Source organism: Rahnella aceris (assembly GCF_011684115.1).
In the GTDB taxonomy this organism is placed as follows: domain Bacteria; phylum Pseudomonadota; class Gammaproteobacteria; order Enterobacterales; family Enterobacteriaceae; genus Rahnella; species Rahnella aceris.
The window spans coordinates 891516-908799 of record NZ_JAADJV010000001.1 but is presented as its reverse complement, the minus strand read 5'-3'; the positions used below and the strand labels follow the sequence as shown (position 1 = coordinate 908799).

General features: G+C 54.4%; 14 protein-coding genes. 8 read left to right on the top strand and 6 right to left on the bottom strand.

The window, feature by feature from the left end; all coding sequences use genetic code 11:
- Positions 1-5: 5 nt before the first annotated feature.
- From asmA to apbC, 4 genes are all read right to left on the bottom strand, one after another.
- A complete protein-coding gene (gene asmA / locus GW591_RS04110; RefSeq protein ID WP_119261472.1) occupies positions 6-1856 on the bottom strand; it encodes an outer membrane assembly protein AsmA in 1851 nt (616 codons plus the stop codon).
- 43 nt (positions 1857-1899) lie between these two features.
- Positions 1900-2481 (bottom strand): dCTP deaminase, encoded by a 582-nt coding sequence (gene dcd, locus GW591_RS04105; RefSeq protein ID WP_013575065.1) that lies wholly within the window; start codon positions 2479-2481, stop codon positions 1900-1902.
- A gap of 37 nt (positions 2482-2518) precedes the next feature.
- Positions 2519-3160 (bottom strand): uridine kinase, encoded by a 642-nt coding sequence (udk, locus tag GW591_RS04100; protein WP_013575064.1) that lies wholly within the window; start codon positions 3158-3160, stop codon positions 2519-2521.
- Between the two features lie 146 nt (positions 3161-3306).
- On the bottom strand, positions 3307-4419 hold the full coding sequence (gene apbC, locus GW591_RS04095; RefSeq protein WP_013575063.1) for an iron-sulfur cluster carrier protein ApbC: 1113 nt from the start codon (positions 4417-4419) through the stop codon (positions 3307-3309).
- Between apbC and metG the strand changes: the two genes are divergently transcribed.
- A complete protein-coding gene (metG, locus tag GW591_RS04090; protein ID WP_259463057.1) occupies positions 4413-6602 on the top strand; it encodes a methionine--tRNA ligase in 2190 nt (729 codons plus the stop codon). The two genes, apbC and metG, sit on opposite strands and share 7 nt — an antisense overlap.
- Before the next feature lie 144 nt (positions 6603-6746).
- Here the strand turns inward: metG and GW591_RS04085 are convergent, their stop codons facing one another.
- Positions 6747-7019, bottom strand: coding sequence for a DUF1127 domain-containing protein (locus GW591_RS04085; protein ID WP_013575061.1), 273 nt, complete (start codon positions 7017-7019; stop codon positions 6747-6749).
- Positions 7020-7187: 168 nt separating this feature from the next.
- Here GW591_RS04085 and GW591_RS04080 point away from each other — a divergent pair, with 168 nt between their 5' ends.
- A complete protein-coding gene (locus GW591_RS04080) occupies positions 7188-8606 on the top strand; it encodes an aminotransferase-like domain-containing protein (protein WP_013575060.1) in 1419 nt (472 codons plus the stop codon).
- Between the two features lie 25 nt (positions 8607-8631).
- Positions 8632-9522: a LysR substrate-binding domain-containing protein gene (locus GW591_RS04075; RefSeq protein WP_166860153.1), complete on the top strand. Its 891-nt coding sequence runs from the start codon at positions 8632-8634 to the stop codon at positions 9520-9522.
- A gap of 119 nt (positions 9523-9641) precedes the next feature.
- Here GW591_RS04075 and GW591_RS04070 read toward each other — a convergent pair whose 3' ends face one another.
- Positions 9642-9923: a CBU_0592 family membrane protein gene (locus GW591_RS04070; RefSeq protein WP_013575058.1), complete on the bottom strand. Its 282-nt coding sequence runs from the start codon at positions 9921-9923 to the stop codon at positions 9642-9644.
- A 219-nt stretch (positions 9924-10142) separates the two neighbouring features.
- Between GW591_RS04070 and GW591_RS04065 the strand changes: the two genes are divergently transcribed.
- The 5 genes from GW591_RS04065 to GW591_RS04045 are packed head-to-tail and all read left to right on the top strand — an operon-like array spanning position 10143 to position 17176.
- Positions 10143-11726, top strand: coding sequence for an ABC transporter substrate-binding protein (locus GW591_RS04065; RefSeq protein WP_166860151.1), 1584 nt, complete (start codon positions 10143-10145; stop codon positions 11724-11726).
- Positions 11726-12673 carry an ABC transporter permease gene (locus GW591_RS04060; protein ID WP_013575056.1) on the top strand — a complete coding sequence of 316 codons (948 nt, stop codon included), beginning with the start codon at positions 11726-11728 and terminating at the stop codon, positions 12671-12673. Before GW591_RS04065 ends, GW591_RS04060 begins: the two co-directional genes overlap by 1 nt.
- An 11-nt stretch (positions 12674-12684) precedes the next feature.
- Complete coding sequence (locus tag GW591_RS04055; protein WP_013575055.1) at positions 12685-13512, top strand: ABC transporter permease; 828 nt, start codon at positions 12685-12687, stop codon at positions 13510-13512.
- Positions 13509-15152: an ABC transporter ATP-binding protein gene (locus GW591_RS04050; protein WP_015689688.1), complete on the top strand. Its 1644-nt coding sequence runs from the start codon at positions 13509-13511 to the stop codon at positions 15150-15152. Before GW591_RS04055 ends, GW591_RS04050 begins: the two co-directional genes overlap by 4 nt.
- Positions 15149-17176: a CocE/NonD family hydrolase gene (locus tag GW591_RS04045; protein WP_166860149.1), complete on the top strand. Its 2028-nt coding sequence runs from the start codon at positions 15149-15151 to the stop codon at positions 17174-17176. The genes GW591_RS04050 and GW591_RS04045 overlap by 4 nt, the downstream gene beginning before the upstream one ends.
- Positions 17177-17284: the final 108 nt, after the last annotated feature.

Genomic DNA, 17284 nt, shown 5'->3' with positions numbered 1-17284 from the left:
AGAGATTATTTGTTGAGTAATTTCTCAACATCGCTTTTTTCTTTACTGTCCTTACGCTTGTCGACCCAGTTCTGAAGGGCGCTGCGAGCGCTTTGTTCAAACGTACGCCTCAGTATCTGGTCCACCTGCAGCTGATATCCCATCTGAGCCCAGGGTCCGTAAACCCGCAACGGGATGTCTGTCGTTTTCAGGGTATTGATCAGATTATTGTCACCTTTCCAGCCACCGGTAACGCGGATCAGCAGGTTCATATCCACCTTTTGATTCGACATATCGATTGTTCCGTCACCTTTCGCAGACACCATTGGCGACTGACCTTCAAGATTATTCAGCGTCAGTGTACCTTCGGCCAGATGTCCCTGCGCTTTCAGCGTATCGATCTGGCTATAGTGCTCATACTTTTCAAGCCCCTGAACATTACTGGTATTACGGCTGACCGCCTGCTGAATGAGTTGCTGAATATTAAGGCCATTCAGACGCGCGTTATCCATTGAAAGCTGCCCCTCGCCTTGCCATCGCCGTGCAAAATCAACGGCCGACAACCCTTCTCCGTTAACATTCCCTTGCATAGAGAAGCTCCCGGTAAGGACTTTCGGTAACCCGTAAGCTGTCAGTAAATCACCCAGTTCAATGCTGTCCACATCCGGTGTCAGATGGACCTGAATTTTATTCCCCGTGACATCCAGGGTGCCTGGCAGAGAAAAGCGCCCTGTTCCCAGGTTGCCGCTAAATGCCGGCAAGGAAACCTGGCCCTGATGATTGACCGCATTCAGGGCAAGGTTCTGGATTTTCATACCGCGATAAGTGAGATCAGCAACTTTCAGCGCCAGGGTAGCATTGAAGGTTTGCAAATCATTCAGCCCGTTTGGCTGTTCATCCACATCACGGGCGATAACGGGTGCTGACGTCACAGACTGCGCGGTTTGCGACGATTCTTCCTGCGTATCAGGCTGCCAGCCGGAAAGCGCATCAAGATCAAGCTTATCAGCGGTTAAATTGAGCTGATAATCCGCCAGTTCTCCCAGCTTCGCAGAGGCCGTGCCGGAGATCTGATTATCATTGGCCGACAGCGCCAGCTGGTTCAGCGTCAGCATATTGTTATCACGCTGATAGCTCACCTGCATGGAACCATTCCCCTGAAGGCCTTTCACCGGGATATCGGCACCGTTCAGTTGATAAGTGAACTTGCTGATGCTGGCAGCGACAGCCTGCGGATAGTGCTGCATATCCAGGTCGGCTTTCATGGTGAACGACAGATCGCGCTGGTCGCGGTTTATGCGACTTGAAAGCTGGATACTAGCCTGACGGTTGTCATTCTTTTCCATTTCCAGATTGATATCACGCACGTTGATCTGCTCGTCATCACCGCGCTGCCAGATGAGTAAACTGTCAGCCACGCTGATTTTATCAATATCAAATTTCCAGCCCGCTTCAAGTTCGGATGCGCCGGGCGCAACAGGCGTTGGCGTAGAAGGTGCGACCGGTGCATTGGGCTGATTCTCTTCCGTTTCCGGCGTTAAACGAATGACGGCGTTTTTCAGCAGAACCTGCTTAACCGCGAGCTGATGAGAAATAAGAGGCCAGAGTTTGACATCCAGCCGCATGTTCTCAGCGCTGACAACCGGTGCCTTAGCCCCAGGCGCGGTCAGAGAGGTCTGTCCGGCAATGATGCTGAGCTGCGGCCAGACATGCCAGCGCAGGGAACCGTTGATAGCCAGTTGATAGCCGCTTTTCACCTCGACCCTCTCTACCATGTACTGGCGGAAATCGTTCGGGTTAATCAGGAATACCAGCGAAGTCATACCGGCAATGATAACCACCAGTAAAATCACCAGTGTTGTCAGGAGTCTTCTCATGCCTTCCTCACGTTTTTATCCGGTAAACGGATAAAAAACAGAATCAGTCTTTATCAATACGACTGGCAATAGCGCTTTGCTGGTCGCGGTATTTCGCGTCCTGACGGCTATTGTATGGCCGTGCAGCAGAACCGGATAACGGTTCAAAACTCAGCGCGCCAATCAACATTCCCGGGCGAAGCGCCAGCGGGAGCTTACCTGAATTATAAAACTCGAGAACAATACGCCCCTGCCAGCCCGGATCAATGCGGTGTGCGGTCACGTGCACCATCAGCCCGAGACGCGCCAGTGAAGAGCGTCCGTCCAGCCAGCCCACCAGATCGTCAGGAATGGTGACAGACTCAAAGGTCACCGCCAGTGCCAGTTCGCCCGGATGCAGGAAGAACGCCTCGCCTTCCGGCAACACAATCTCATCACTCATCACTTTATCGAGTGCAGCGCTGACTTCGTCTTTAGGGCCACTCAGATCGATATAACCCGCATTGTGCCCGAGGAAAACGCGAAATCCGTTACCCAGACGCACATCTACCGTTGCACCATTAATCCGTTCGACCGGAGGACGGGGTGAAATACCTAATTTGCCGCTGTCCAGCCAGGCCTCTATATCTCGGTCGCAAAGTCTCATCGTATCTCCGGTATGGTTTTAACGGATTGTTCCGCGATTAATTGAAGAACTGGCTGATTTTAGCCTTGAGGATATCAATCGCAATCCGGTTTTTGCCGCCGCGCGGCACAATGATGTCTGCGTATTGTTTTGAAGGCTCGATAAATTGCAGGAACATTGGACGAACCGTTTTCTGATACTGCGCCATCACAGAATCCATCGAACGACCACGTTCATTGACGTCACGCTTCATACGGCGCATCAGACAGATATCCAGCGGAGTATCGACGAAAATGGAGAAATTCATTTCGTCACGCAAACGTGCATCGGTCAGGAGCAGGATCCCTTCCAGGATAATCACTTTCTTCGGTTTAAGGGTCACCGTCTCAGGCAGACGGGTATGCTCAATGAAACTGTAGCTTGGCAATTCAATCGCCTGACCAGACTTCATTGCCTGTAAATGCTGGAACAGCAAATTGTGGTCCATCGCACTGGGATGGTCGTAGTTGGTTTTGACCCGCTCTTCCATGGTCATGTGACTTTGGTCTTTATAGTAGCAATCTTCCGGGATCACCCCGATATGCTCATCACCGACCTGATCACGAAGTTCACGGTATAACGTACTGGCGATGAGGCTTTTTCCCGAAGCAGATGCGCCAGCGATACCCACGATGACACACTGATGGAATTTGTCAGACATAAAATTAAAGACCTGATTTGGAAGTTGGAAGGCAAGCACAGATATATGCTTTGAACGCGCCAATTATAAGTACAACACACTGCCCGATGCCAGCGTTAAGGCTGTGTAATCGCTGACATCAGGCAATAATTCACAGAGTTGGGGGATTAAACGGCTCTGAAGGCAATTTCTGTCGGGATGGCATCGCCTTTCCAGAACAGTTGTGACGCAATTTTTGCCGCCAGCTCACGGTAAATTGCCGTGAATTCACTTTCAGGATTGGAAACAACTGTTGGCTCACCACGATCTAAATCTTCACGCAACGAAATATGCAGCGGCAATTGCGCCAGTAAATCACAGCGGTATTTCTCAGCCAGACGTTGTGCGCCACCGGTACCGAAAATCGGTTCGTGATGCCCGCAGTTGCTGCACACATGCATACTCATGTTCTCTACAATCCCCAGAACCGGCACATGCACTTTTTCAAACATCACGATGCCTTTCATTGCATCGAGCAGCGCAATATCCTGCGGCGTCGTGACCACTAAGGCGGCGGTAACCGGGATGTTTTGCGACAGCGTCAGCTGAATATCACCCGTACCCGGCGGCAAATCGATGACCAGATAATCCAGATCAGGCCACAGCGTATCCTGAAGCATCTGCATCAGCGCTTTACTGGCCATCGGCCCGCGCCACACCATGGCATTTTCATCCGTCACCAGATAGCCAATCGAGTTGGTCGCCAGGCCGTGTGCCATAATCGGCGACATGTGCACGCCGTCCGGCGAGGTCGGGCGTTCTTCCTCAGTGCCCAGCATATTCGGTACTGACGGGCCGTAAATATCGGCGTCCAGAATACCGACTTTGGCACCTTCTGCTGCCAGCGCCAGCGCCAGGTTCACCGCCGTGGTCGATTTCCCTACCCCGCCTTTACCCGAACTGACCGCCAGAATATTGCGCACACCTTTGATACCCGGCTGATCGTTTGCCCGTTTGATGGTGGCAATATCGTGGCGCAGATTCCACTGAATGGCCGAAGCGCCGGTCACCCGCAACAATTCGCTGCTGGTTTGTTCTTTTAATACATCAAAACCACTGTTCCAGGCGAACGGCAGGGTCAGATCAATATGTAAAACGTCATCCATTAACACGCAGTGATGCAACGCTTTCATCGCGGGCAAATCTTTTTGCAGTGTGGAATGGCGGAAGGTGGCCAGTACGCCGGTCACGAGTGCGCGCAGCCCTGCGGGTGTGGTCTGCTGTGGGGATTGAGATGTCATCCCGGCTCCTTGAAAGGGGGTTATCAGACTATTTATCTATCCATAAGCATAACAGAACACACGTAAGGAGATCCCCCGTTTGTTTACGCGGGGCGGCGCTTTCGGTTAACATCAATGCCCCTGATTTCAACTACAGAAAGCAAGCTCTTACTATGGCTCAAGTCGCGAAAAAAATTTTGGTAACCTGTGCACTTCCGTACGCCAACGGATCCATCCATCTCGGTCACATGCTCGAGCACATCCAGGCTGACGTCTGGGTCCGTTACCAGCGAATGCGCGGCAATGAAGTGCATTTCATCTGTGCGGACGATGCACACGGCACCCCGATCATGCTGAAAGCGCAGCAGCTCGGTATCAGGCCGGAAGAGATGATTGCCGAAATGAGCCAGGAGCATCAGAAAGATTTCGCCGGCTTCGGCATCAGCTACGACAACTATCACTCCACGCACAGCGACGAAAACCGTGAGCTGTCTGCGCTGATTTATGGTCGTCTGAAAGAAAACGGTTTTATCAAAAACCGCACCATTTCGCAGTTGTACGATCCTGAGAAAGGCATGTTCCTGCCAGACCGTTTCGTTAAAGGCACCTGCCCGAAATGTAAATCACCGGATCAGTACGGCGATAACTGTGAAGTGTGTGGCGCAACCTACAGCCCGACGGAACTGATTGACCCGAAATCTGTGGTCTCCGGTGCGACGCCGGTGTTGCGTGATTCCGAGCACTACTTCTTTGACTTACCTGAATTCAGCGCGATGTTGCAGGCGTGGACCCGTTCGGGCGCGTTGCAGGAACAAGTGGCAAACAAAATGCAGGAGTGGTTCGAGCATGGTCTGCAACAGTGGGATATCTCACGCGATGCGCCATACTTCGGCTTTGAAATTCCTGATGCGCCGGGCAAATATTTCTACGTCTGGCTGGATGCGCCAATCGGCTACATGGGTTCATTCAAAAACCTGTGCGACCGCCGCAGTGACCTGAATTTTGACGAGTTCTGGAAAAAAGATTCCACCACCGAGCTGTATCACTTTATTGGTAAAGACATCGTTTATTTCCACAGCCTGTTCTGGCCTGCCATGCTGGAAGGCAGCGGTTTCCGCAAGCCGACCAACCTGTTTGTGCACGGTTATGTCACCGTCAACGGCGCAAAAATGTCCAAGTCTCGTGGCACGTTCATCAAAGCCAGCACTTATCTGAACCATCTGGATGCGGACTGCCTGCGTTATTACTACACCGCGAAACTGTCTTCACGCATCGACGATATCGACCTGAATCTGGAAGATTTCGTGCAGCGCGTTAACGCTGATATCGTGAACAAAGTGGTTAACCTGGCCTCACGTAATGCCGGTTTCATCGCCAAACGTTTTGACGGCAAACTGGCTGACACGCTGGCCGATGAAACGCTGTACAAAACCTTCACCGATGCCGCTGAAAGCATTGCTCAGGCGTATGACAGCCGTGAATCAGGCCGTGCAATCCGCGAAATCATGGCGCTGGCTGACCTGGCAAACCGTTATGTCGATGAACAGGCACCGTGGGTTGTCGCAAAACAGGAAGGCCGTGATGCCGACCTGCAGGCCATCTGCTCAATGGGCATCAACCTGTTCCGCGTACTGATGACCTATCTGAAGCCGGTTCTGCCTTCACTGTCAGAGCGCACAGAAGCCTTCCTGAATACCACACTGGACTGGGACGCGATTGCCCAACCATTGTTGTCGCATCAGGTAAATCCGTTCAAAGCGCTGTTTAACCGTATCGAACTGGATAAAGTCACCGCGATGGTTGATGCCTCGAAAGAAGACATCGCAGCTGCCAAAGTACCGACAACCGGTCCGCTGGCCGATGACCCGATTCAGGAAACCATCACGTTTGATGATTTCGCCAAAGTGGATATGCGTATTGCCCTGATCAAGAGCGCTGATTTCGTGGAAGGTTCAGACAAACTGCTTCGTTTGCAACTGGATCTGGGCGGTGAAACCCGTCAGATTTTCTCCGGTATCCGCTCTGCGTATCCTGATCCGAAAGCACTGGAAGGCCGTCTGACCATCATGGTCGCTAACCTCGCACCGCGTAAAATGCGCTTCGGCATCTCTGAAGGAATGGTGATGGCGGCGGGCCCAGGCGGAAAAGACATCTTCCTGCTCAGCCCGGATTCCGGCGCACAGCCGGGTATGCAGGTTAAATAAAACTCATGACTGCTCCTCCCCCTGCGAAGGGGGAGGTTGGGAGGGGGTTTTACAGACAAAATAAAGAGTTGGAGAAACTTCAGCTTATTTTTTTGACCTTAATACCCCACCCCGGCCCTCCCCTTCGCAGGGGAGGGAGCATAATCACTTCGGCCAGTTCGGCCAAATGGCTTTCGGATACTCTCTGTCGATATCCGATTTCGCCAGCCCGATATCTTTCAATTGATCAGCACTCAGCGAATGCAAAATCTTGCGGCTGACGCGGCGCTCATTCCAGCCATGCACGATAGCAAACAACTGTTTTATCCATCCGCTCTTTTTTTGCGGCATCTGTACTGCCCTATCCGCCCCCAAGATATCAGCACAAGCGCGTGTCTCACATCCGGCAAACTGCCGTTCTTCAATGATATTTTTCATATTCTGCTCCCGTTGACGACCTGACATCAGGATCTTACAAACAGTAAAAACATTACAGATTCAGTTTTTTTATATTTCGACCATACAGATCTGGATCTGATGACAGATTCAGCGTTAGATTGTGTCCATCTGTACTGCTTTCTTTGCGCAGGCGTTGAGGAAAAGATAATGAATCGTTACGAAAATCTGGCAAATGTCTTGAGTGACCGTATTGAGCAGGGGCTGTATCCGGCGGGTATCCGGCTGCCTTCGGTGCGGGTGTTAAGCAGTGAACATGGCGTCAGCGTCAGCACGGTTCAGCAGGCCTACCGCGTGCTGGAAGAAAAACAGCTGGTGGAGGCACGACCAAAATCAGGCTACTTTGTCAAAGATGCACGCTTGCAGGCAGCGCTTCCGGCAGTTTGCCGCCCGACGCAACGTCCGGTGGATATTTCCCAGTGGGATCAGGTACTCGAACTGATTACTTCCCCGCACCGTCCCGGCGTGGTGCAGCTCGGGCGGGGCTCGCCGGATGTTACGGCTGCCACGCTCAGGCCCCTCAGCCGCCTGATGGGGCGCGCCGGCCAGCATCAGAATCTCAACGCGTTTCATTACGACAGCATTTACGGCTCAGAAGAATTACGCGAACAGATCGCCCGTCTGATGATTGACAGCGGCAGCCATATGGATGCCAGCAATATTCTGATCACCACCGGTTGTCATGAAGCGCTGTCTATCGCCATCCGTTCGGTCTGCGAACACGGCGATATCGTGGCGGTGGATTCGCCGAGTTTTCACGGGGCGATGCAAACCCTGAAAGGTTTTGGCATGAAAGCGCTGGAAATCCCGACCGATCCGGTGACCGGGATCAGTCTGGAAGCGCTGGAAATGGCACTGGAACAGTGGCCGGTCAAAGCCATACAACTGACGCCCAACTGCAATAATCCGCTCGGTTACAACATGCCTGATGACCGTAAGAAAAGCCTGCTGCGTCTGGCGCAACGCTACGATATCGCCATTATCGAAGACGATGTTTATGGTGAACTGGCGTATCAGTATCCGCGCCCTGCCACCATTACCTCTTTCGATGAAGATGGCCGCGTATTGCTGTGCAGTTCGTTTTCCAAAACGCTGGCGCCCGGTTTACGCGTCGGCTGGATCGCGCCGGGTCGCTATCACGACCGTGCGCTGCACATGAAATACATCACCACCGGCGCCTCGGCTACGCTGCCACAAATCGCTATCGCGGATTTCATCAAACAGGGGCATTATCTGCAGCACATGCGCCGGATACGTAACCAGTACCAGCGCAATCTGTGCACCATGACTGACTGGGTGATGAAATATTTTCCGTGCGGCTCCCGGGTTAGCCGCCCCCAGGGCGGTTTTTTGCTGTGGATCGAACTTGATGAACGCGTGGATACACAGCGGCTGAACCGGCTGCTCGAAGAGCATTTAGTGCAAATTGCCATCGGTTCGATATTCTCTGCTTCTGGCAAATACCGCAATTGCCTGCGCATCAATTATGCACAGCCCCTGACAGCAAAAACTGAACGCGCCATCCAGCAGGTGGGCCTGACGATTTCTCAGATGCTGGAAAACTGCTAAACGTCCATCCGGAGACACTTTTACCGTGCAGATAGAACCGTTACCGCCACTGAACACGCTGGTGGCTTTTGAATGCGTGGCGCGTTATTGCAGTTTTTCCCGGGCAGCCGACGAGCTGAATCTTACCCAAAGCGCCATCAGCCGCCAGATCATTCAACTGGAGGAAATGCTCGGTTGTAAGCTTTTCCAGCGCGCCCAGCGTAAAACGACCCTGACGCCGCGCGGTGAAACCTATGCGCAACAAGTGCGTAAATTACTGGGTGATATTTCGCAATCCACGGCGGAAGTCATGGGCTGGAACGGTTTGCCGCAGGTCACGCTGGCCTGCACCAGCGCCATGAGCGGCCTGTGGCTTTCGTCGCGTCTTTCCTCGTTGCGCCAGTTGCTGCCCGACCTGCAAATCCGCATGAAGATTTCCGACAGCTTTTCAGATCTCAAGTCATCAGAATTTGATCTGGCTATCTTCTATCTGCGCGAGCCACCGCCCGGTTATCACGTACAGGCGCTGTTTGACGAAGTCTGTTATCCGATGTGCTCGCCGTCATTCCTCAGCCGTATGCCACCTGACGCCAGCGCCGCCGATTTACTTGAACAGACATTGCTTATTCAGGATGACCCGCAACGCGAATGGACCGGCTGGCGCGACTGGTTTGCGTCGCAGGACGTCAGCTTCGTCACGCCGCGCAGAACATGGCGGGCCAACAACTATCCGTTTCTGGTGCAGTCGGCGGTGCTGGGAGATGGGATTTTGCTGGGCTGGGAAGGACTGGTGCAGGATTACATCAATAACGGCCAACTGGTCGCCGCACATCCCGGCAAACTGGCTGCCACCGGAAAATGCTACATGCTGACGCCGCAGGACCGGTTCCTCAAACCTGTGGTGCATAAAGTCATTAACTGGTTAAAACAGCCGTAAAGTGAATGAATTTGCCAGGCCGGATATCCGGTCTGGCAATGAATATTCAGCAGGATTGACGAGATCATGTTCACAGTGATTTATGAAAAATAATAATAATCCGACGTCATAATAAAATATTATGAATTGACATCGGCTGGCGGTATTTTGTTTTTCTCCAGATATCTGCGTTTTCTCGCAGAATTCATACCAATTAATGTGAATAACAGCCAGCATGACTGCGAAATACAGGATGCAAGGTTGAAATCATGACTTAACGAATACAGGCCAAACACGCCGCCGATTATATTAAGATAGGCGTAACTGTTAGCATCAACCGCTAGCCTGCGCATTTGAACCAGCGCATAAGCCAGAAGATAGCAAAACACGCCAATTAAACCGACAACCGTATGCAGTTCCACCGGTCACTTCCCTTTCCAGACGTTGATAGCTGAGAAAAATAAAGCTTTTCAGGGTGTTCTGCCGCGCATTTTTCGCATACCCTCATGATAAATTCTCATGCAAGTTCAACAGGGGGTTTTGATATAAATCATCAAGGCAATCCATTGCGCCAATTTAGAAACACCCGGGGTATTTCGCCTGCACCTATAAAATTCCAGCACGTACTATGGAGATAATTAATGAAAGATAATAATTCCCCTTTGACGAAATTAATGCAGGATGCACAACTTAGCCGTCGCGGCTTTATTACCAGCGTTTCTGCTGTGGGTATTACCAGTGCTATGGGCTTTTCACCATTCTCTGCTTTTGCTGCTGAGCCGAAAAAAGGCGGCATATTAAAACTGGGTATGTCAGGGGGAAATACCAGTGATACGCTGGACCCGACATTATTCAGCGACTGGGTGCCATTAAATCAGGCATATATGCTGATGAACGGCCTGATTGAAATTGATGAAAATAGCAAAGCCACGCCTGAATTGTTCTCCGCCTGGGAAGCCAAACCCGGTGCCACCGAGTGGGTGTTTACCGTTCGTGATGGCGTCACCTTCCATAATGGTAAAAAACTGGATGCAGATGACATTCTTTATTCCATCAACCTGCATCGCGGCGACAAATCCAAAAGCGCCATCAAAACTCAACTGGCCCCGATTACCGGTCTGACCAAACAGGGCGACAACCAGATCCTGATCACGCTTGAAAGTGGCAACGCCGACCTGCCGTATCTGCTGGCGGATTACCATCTGGTGGTGGTACCCAACGGCTTTACCGACTGGTCGCATCCGATCGGTACCGGCGGTTTTATCTTTGATCAGTACGAACCGGGCGTGCGATCGCTGTTCAAGCGCAACCCGAACTACTGGAAGCCGGATCGCGCCTTTGTTGATGCCGTGGAAGTGCTGGTCATCAACGACCCGACCGCCCGCACCAATGCCCTGATTTCCGGCCAGGTTCACGCGATTAACCGTGTCGATTTCAAAACCGTCGATTTCCTTAAACGCAGCCCGGCACTGAACATTGTGCGTTCATCCGGCGGTCAGCATTTCACCTTCCTGATGGATTGCAGCGTCGCACCGTACAACAACAACGATGTGCGCATGGCAATTAAACACGGCATCGACCGTCAGAAAATCCTCGATACCGTGCTGCGCGGCTACGGTTCGCTGGGCAACGACCATCCGATCCCGAAGACAGACCGCTTCTTCAATCACAGCCTGGAACAGCGCGTTTACGATCCGGACAAATCGAAGTTCTACCTGAAAAAAGCCGGTCTGACGGATCTCAACATCGAACTGTCCTCCTCTGACGCCGCTTTTGCCGGTGCGCTCGACGCGGCCGCCCTGTTCCAGGGGCAAGCACAAAAAGGCGGCATTCAGGTCAACATCAAACGCCAGCCCGCCGACAGCTACTGGGACGATGTATGGATGAAAGCCCCGTTCAGCATGGGTTACTGGGGCGGACGTCCGACGGCTGACCAGATGTTCTCCACCGCTTATCAGTCGACTGCCAAATGGAACGACACCCACTGGAAAGATGAGAAGTTTGATGCCCTGCTGTTGCAGGCACGTTCCCTGCTTGATGAAGGCAAACGCGCTGAAATCTATGGTGAACTGCAAAGTATCGTGCGCGACGACGGCGGTGCAATGATCCCGCTGTTTGGCGATTATCTTGATGCAGCCAGCAAAAAAGTCGGCGGTATCAGGCCACATCCGATGTTCAACTTCATGGGTGGTCGTCTGGCCGAGCGCGTCTGGCTGGAGGCATGATGAAAAAACGGATTTTACAGCGGATCCTGTTAGGCATTATCACGCTGTGGCTGGTTTCTGTGCTGATTTTTATCGGCACGGAAATGCTGCCCGGCGACGTCGCGACGGCCATTTTAGGCCAGAGCGCCACGCCTGAAACCGTTGCCGCGTTGCGCCTGCAACTCGGGCTGGATGAACCGTCTGTGCTGCGCTATCTGCACTGGCTGGCGGGTATTATGCACGGCGACTTAGGGCATTCGCTGGCGAACGGTCGCGCCATCAGCGACGAACTGCTGCCACGTCTGGCGAACACGCTGTTCCTCGCCGGATACGCTGCGGTGATCGCTATTCCGCTGGCTGTCGGTTTGGGGATCGCATCAGCCATCTGGCGCGGTTCCGTTTTTGACCGGCTGGCAAATACCCTGACGCTCATCAGCATTTCGGTGCCGGAGTTTTTTGTCGGCTACATTCTGGTGATCGCCTTCGCCATTCGTCTGACCTGGTTCCCGAGTCTGGCAATGGTCGACAGCAGTTCGTCGTTCATCGACCGGCTTTACGTCTGCACCCTGCCGATGCTCACCCTGACGCTGGTGGTGCTGGCACACATGCTGCGCATGACGCGCGCCTCAGTCACTGCGGTGATGGCCAGCCCATATATTGAAAGCGCGGTGCTTAAAGGCATTCCGCGCTGGCGCATCGTGGTCGCGCACGCGCTGCCAAACGCCCTTGCACCGATCATCAACGTGGTGGCATTCAATCTGGCCTATCTGGTGGTCGGTGTGATCCTGGTGGAAGTGGTGTTTGTCTATCCGGGTATCGGGCAATACATGGTGGATGCGGTAACCAAGCGCGACCTGCCGGTGGTTCAGGCCTGTGGCCTGCTGTTTGGCGGCACTTACATTTTCCTCAACACCACCGCCGACTTACTGGCGATCTGGTGCAATCCACGCCTGCGCCATGCGCGCTAAAAGGGGGACACATGAACCGATATTTCATTAACATCCCGCTGTCGGCCTGGATAGGGATTGTGATTATTGCGGTGAACCTGCTGGCAGCTATTTTTGCGCCATGGCTCGCCCCGCACAGCGAAACCGAACAGGTCGGCGACATCTGGCTGCTGCCTTCCGCCGCCACGCCGTTTGGCACTGACAGTCTCGGGCGCGATATGCTTTCCCGCATTCTGTTTGGCGCACGCACCACCATTGCCATCGCGCTGACCATCACTTTCAGTTCTTTTATCATCGGCATTATCACCGGCTTTACGGCGGCAATTTACGGCAAATGGGTGGATGTGGTGCTGTCACGTATCGTCGATACCGTGATGTCGATTCCGGTGCTGATTTTCGCGCTGATCGTATTGTCGGTGATGGGCACGTCCATTCCCGTACTGGTGCTAACCATCGCCCTGCTCGACGCCACCCGCGTGTTCCGTCTGGCACGGCTGGTGGCGCAGGCGATTGTTTGTCAGGAATACGTCGAAGCTGCGCGTCTTCGTGGCGAAGGGTTGCGCTGGGTGCTGTTCAAAGAAATTCTGCCCAACGCCCTGCCGCCGCTGCTGGCTGAGTTTGGCATGCGCTTCTGCTTTACCTTCCTGTTTATTGCGGGCTTAAGTTTCTTAGGTCTGGGCATTCAGCCGCCATATGCCGACTGGGGCAGCATGGTGCGCGACAACGCGCAGGCGATTAACTTTGGTCAGTTCGCGCCGTTGTATCCGGCAGCGGCGATTGCCCTGCTGACGATTGGCGTCAATCTGGTGGTCGACTGGCTGCTGGCGCGGAATAGTCTGCCGCATGGAGATGAAGCATGACACGCACAATTTTAGAAATGCGCGGGCTGCGCATCGAAACCCTCGACGGTTCGCCGCTGGTGCAGGATATTTCCCTGAAACTGGCGGCGGGTGAAGTGCTCGGTCTGATTGGTGAATCCGGGGCGGGGAAATCCACTATTGGTCTGGCAGCGTTAGGCTATGCGCGTCAGGGCTGCCGCATTGCCGGTGGCGAAGTTTTCCTGGATGGCACCGATATCGTTTCTCAGCCTTCCAGCGTAAAGCGCGAATGGCGCGGCAGGCGCGTGGCGTATGTGGCGCAAAGCGCGGCGGCGTCATTTAATCCGGCGCTGACCATCGAAAAACAGGTCTGCGAAGGCCCGATCCGCCACGGTCTGATGAACAAAGAAGAAAGCCGCCAGTGGGCAATTTCACTGTTCCGCTCACTGGATTTGCCGGATCCGGAAAACATCGGCAAACGCTATCCGCATCAGCTTTCCGGCGGCCAGCTTCAGCGCGCAATGGCCGCGATGGCGATGTCCTGTAAACCTGATTTGCTGATCATGGATGAACCGACCACCGCGCTGGACGTCACCACGCAAATTGAAGTGCTGGTGATGCTGCGCAAACTGGTGCGTGAATTCAACACCGCCGCGCTGTATATCACCCACGATCTGGCCGTTGTCGCACAACTTGCCGACCGCATTATGGTGCTGCGCCACGGCAAAGAGGTGGAAACCGGCAGTACGCAAACCATTCTGGAAAACCCGCAGCAGGAATATACGCGGCGTCTGGTGGCAGAGCGTGAACACGCACTAACACCGCTGGCCGATGGTCATGAATCTGCCGGTCAGCCGCTGCTGACCCTGCAAAAACTGAGCACCGGCTACAATGGCAAACGGGTGGTACACGACGTCAGCCTGCAACTGCCGCGTGGCAAAACGCTGGCGATTATCGGCGAATCCGGCAGCGGCAAAAGTACGCTGGCACGGGCGCTGGTCGGATTGCTACCCGACACCGAAGGTACGGTGGATTTCGACGGCATTGCGCTTTCGCATAATTTTCACCAGCGCAATAAAGAAACGCTGCGCCGTATGCAGATGATTTATCAGCTGCCTGACGTGGCGCTGAATCCGCGTCAGACGCTGCTGGATATCATTGGCCGTCCTCTGACCTTCTACTTTGGGATGAACAAAAAACAGGTGCGCGAGCGCGTGGAAGAGTTACTCCGCCTGACTGAACTGCCGCTTAAACTGATCGACCGTCGTCCCGGCGAGCTTTCCGGCGGGCAGAAGCAGCGCGTCTGTATCGCCCGCGCACTGGCCGCACAGCCGGAACTGATTATCTGCGATGAAGCCACGTCGGCGCTCGATCCGCTGGTAGCGGAAGAAGTGTTGAATCTGCTGCGCCGCTTACAGCAACAGCTCGGGCTGTCGTATCTGTTTATCACGCATGATCTGGGCACGGTAAAACGGATTGCCCATCAGGTGGCGGTGATGTATCAGGGGCAGGTGGTCGCCAGCGGCGATACCGACGTGGTCTTCAGCGCGCCAATGCACAGCTACACTGAAAAACTGCTGACCTCCGTACCGGAAATGCGCACCAGCTGGCTGGACGAGGTTCTCGCCCTGCGCGGCACGGCGCTTCCTGCGGCAGCCATTTCTTCGACAGGAGTCTTATGAGCACCAAACGCATCGTGACTGAATTCCCTCACGCCGTCACCGTGACTGAACATCTGTGGATCCCGCTGAGTGACGGCACACGTCTCGCTGCCCGCCTGTGGCTGCCGGATGACGCTGAACACCAGCCGGTTCCGGCCATTCTCGAATACATTCCTTACCGCAAACGCGACGGCACCCGCACCCGCGACGAACCGATGCACGGCTTTTTCGCCGGAAACGGCTACGCAGTCGTACGTGTGGATATGCGCGGCAGCGGCGAATCCGACGGACTGCTGGCGGATGAATATCTGTTGCAGGAACAGGACGATGCGCTGGAAGTCATTGAGTGGATCACCGAACAACGCTGGTGCAGCGGCAACGTCGGCATGATGGGGAAATCCTGGGGCGGCTTTAACAGCCTGCAGGTCGCCGCCCGCCGCCCTGCCGCCCTGAAAGCCATCATCACCGTGTGTTCAACTGACGACCGTTACCGCGACGATATTCACTACAAAGGCGGCTGCCTGCTTAATGACAATCTCTGGTGGGGCGGCATCATGCTGGCGTACCAGAGCCGACCTTCCGACCCCGCACTGGTCGGTGAAAGGTGGTACAAAGACTGGCTGAACCGTCTGGAAAACATGCCATTCTTCCCGGCATTGTGGATGGAACATCCGCTGCGCGACGCATACTGGCAGCATGGTTCGGTGTGCGAAGACTGGTCCGCCATTCAGTGTCCGGTGATGGCCATCGGCGGCTGGGCAGATGCCTACAGCAATGCAGTGTTCCGCCTGATGGACAATCTGAAAGTGCCACGCCGCGCCATTCTCGGTCCGTGGGCGCATATCTATCCGCAGGATGGCACGCCGGAACCGGCGATCGGTTTCTTGCAGGAAGCCGTGCGCTGGTGGGATCACTGGCTGAAAGGCGAAGACAACGGCGCGATGGCAGGCCCGATGATCCAGACCTGGTTGCAGGACAGCCAGCCGCCCTCGGCGATGCGTCCGGTCAGCCGTGGTGAATGGGTGGGATTTGATCGCGGCACCGCCAGCAATATCAATCACATCCCGCGCTGGCTCACGCGAGGCCAGCTCAATACTCAGCCGGACGTTGACGCAGGCGTTATCAATATCTGTTCACCGCAGAATCACGGTCTGATGGCCGGTGAATGGATGGGGGCCGGTGTGCCCGGCGAAATGCCGCCGGATCAGCGTGTCGATGACGGCATGGCAGAAATCTTTGATGGCGAACCGCTGGCCGAGCCGCTGACCATTTTTGGCTTCCCGGAATTTAGCGTCGAACTGAGCAGCGATAAACCGGCTGCGATGTTGTACGTCCGGCTTTCTGACGTTGCACCGGACGGTTCGGTAAACCGTGTCACGCACGGCTGGCTGAATCTGTCGCATCTGCACGGCCATGATCAATCTGTGCCGCTTATCACCGGTCAGAAAGTCAAAGTACCGGTACAACTGGATGGTGTCGCGCACCGCTTTGCCACCGGTCACCGGATGCGACTCTCGCTGGCGACCACCTTCTGGCCGATGATCTGGCCGATGGCGGAGGTCGCCACGTTGACGCTGGATTTGCACAGCGCGCAGCTCAGCCTGCCGGTGTGCGAACAGCCGGTATCCATCGACGGCCCGATTGCTGAGCCACAAAGCGCGCCGCTGACACCGCAAACTGTGCTGTCGCCAGGGCGCGTGGATCGCAACATCACTTACGATTTCCTCACCGATAGCTGGACCAGCGTGACCAACGGCGTGGGTGGCGTTTTCGGTGAAGGCGTTTACCGCTTCGATGATATCGACACGACGGTCGATCACAATCTGCGGCGCGAGCTGACGGTCAGTAACAGTGATCCGTTATCCGCGCGCTATCTGCTGACGCAGACTATGAAGATGGGACGTGAAGGCTGGTGGATGGAAGCAGAAATCACCCTCGAACTACGCAGCGACCTGACGCACTTTATCGTCAGCGGCGATATGGTGGTCAGCCTGAACGGCGAAGAGGAATTCACCAAATACTGGCACGAGAGGATTGCGCGGTAATGTTTTTTTGCTCCCATAAGCCGTGATTTTGCCTTGCTCCTCCCCCTGCGAAGGGGGAGGCCGGGAGGGGGTTTTAAGGGCTGACACCTCGTTTAAGTAAACTTCAAC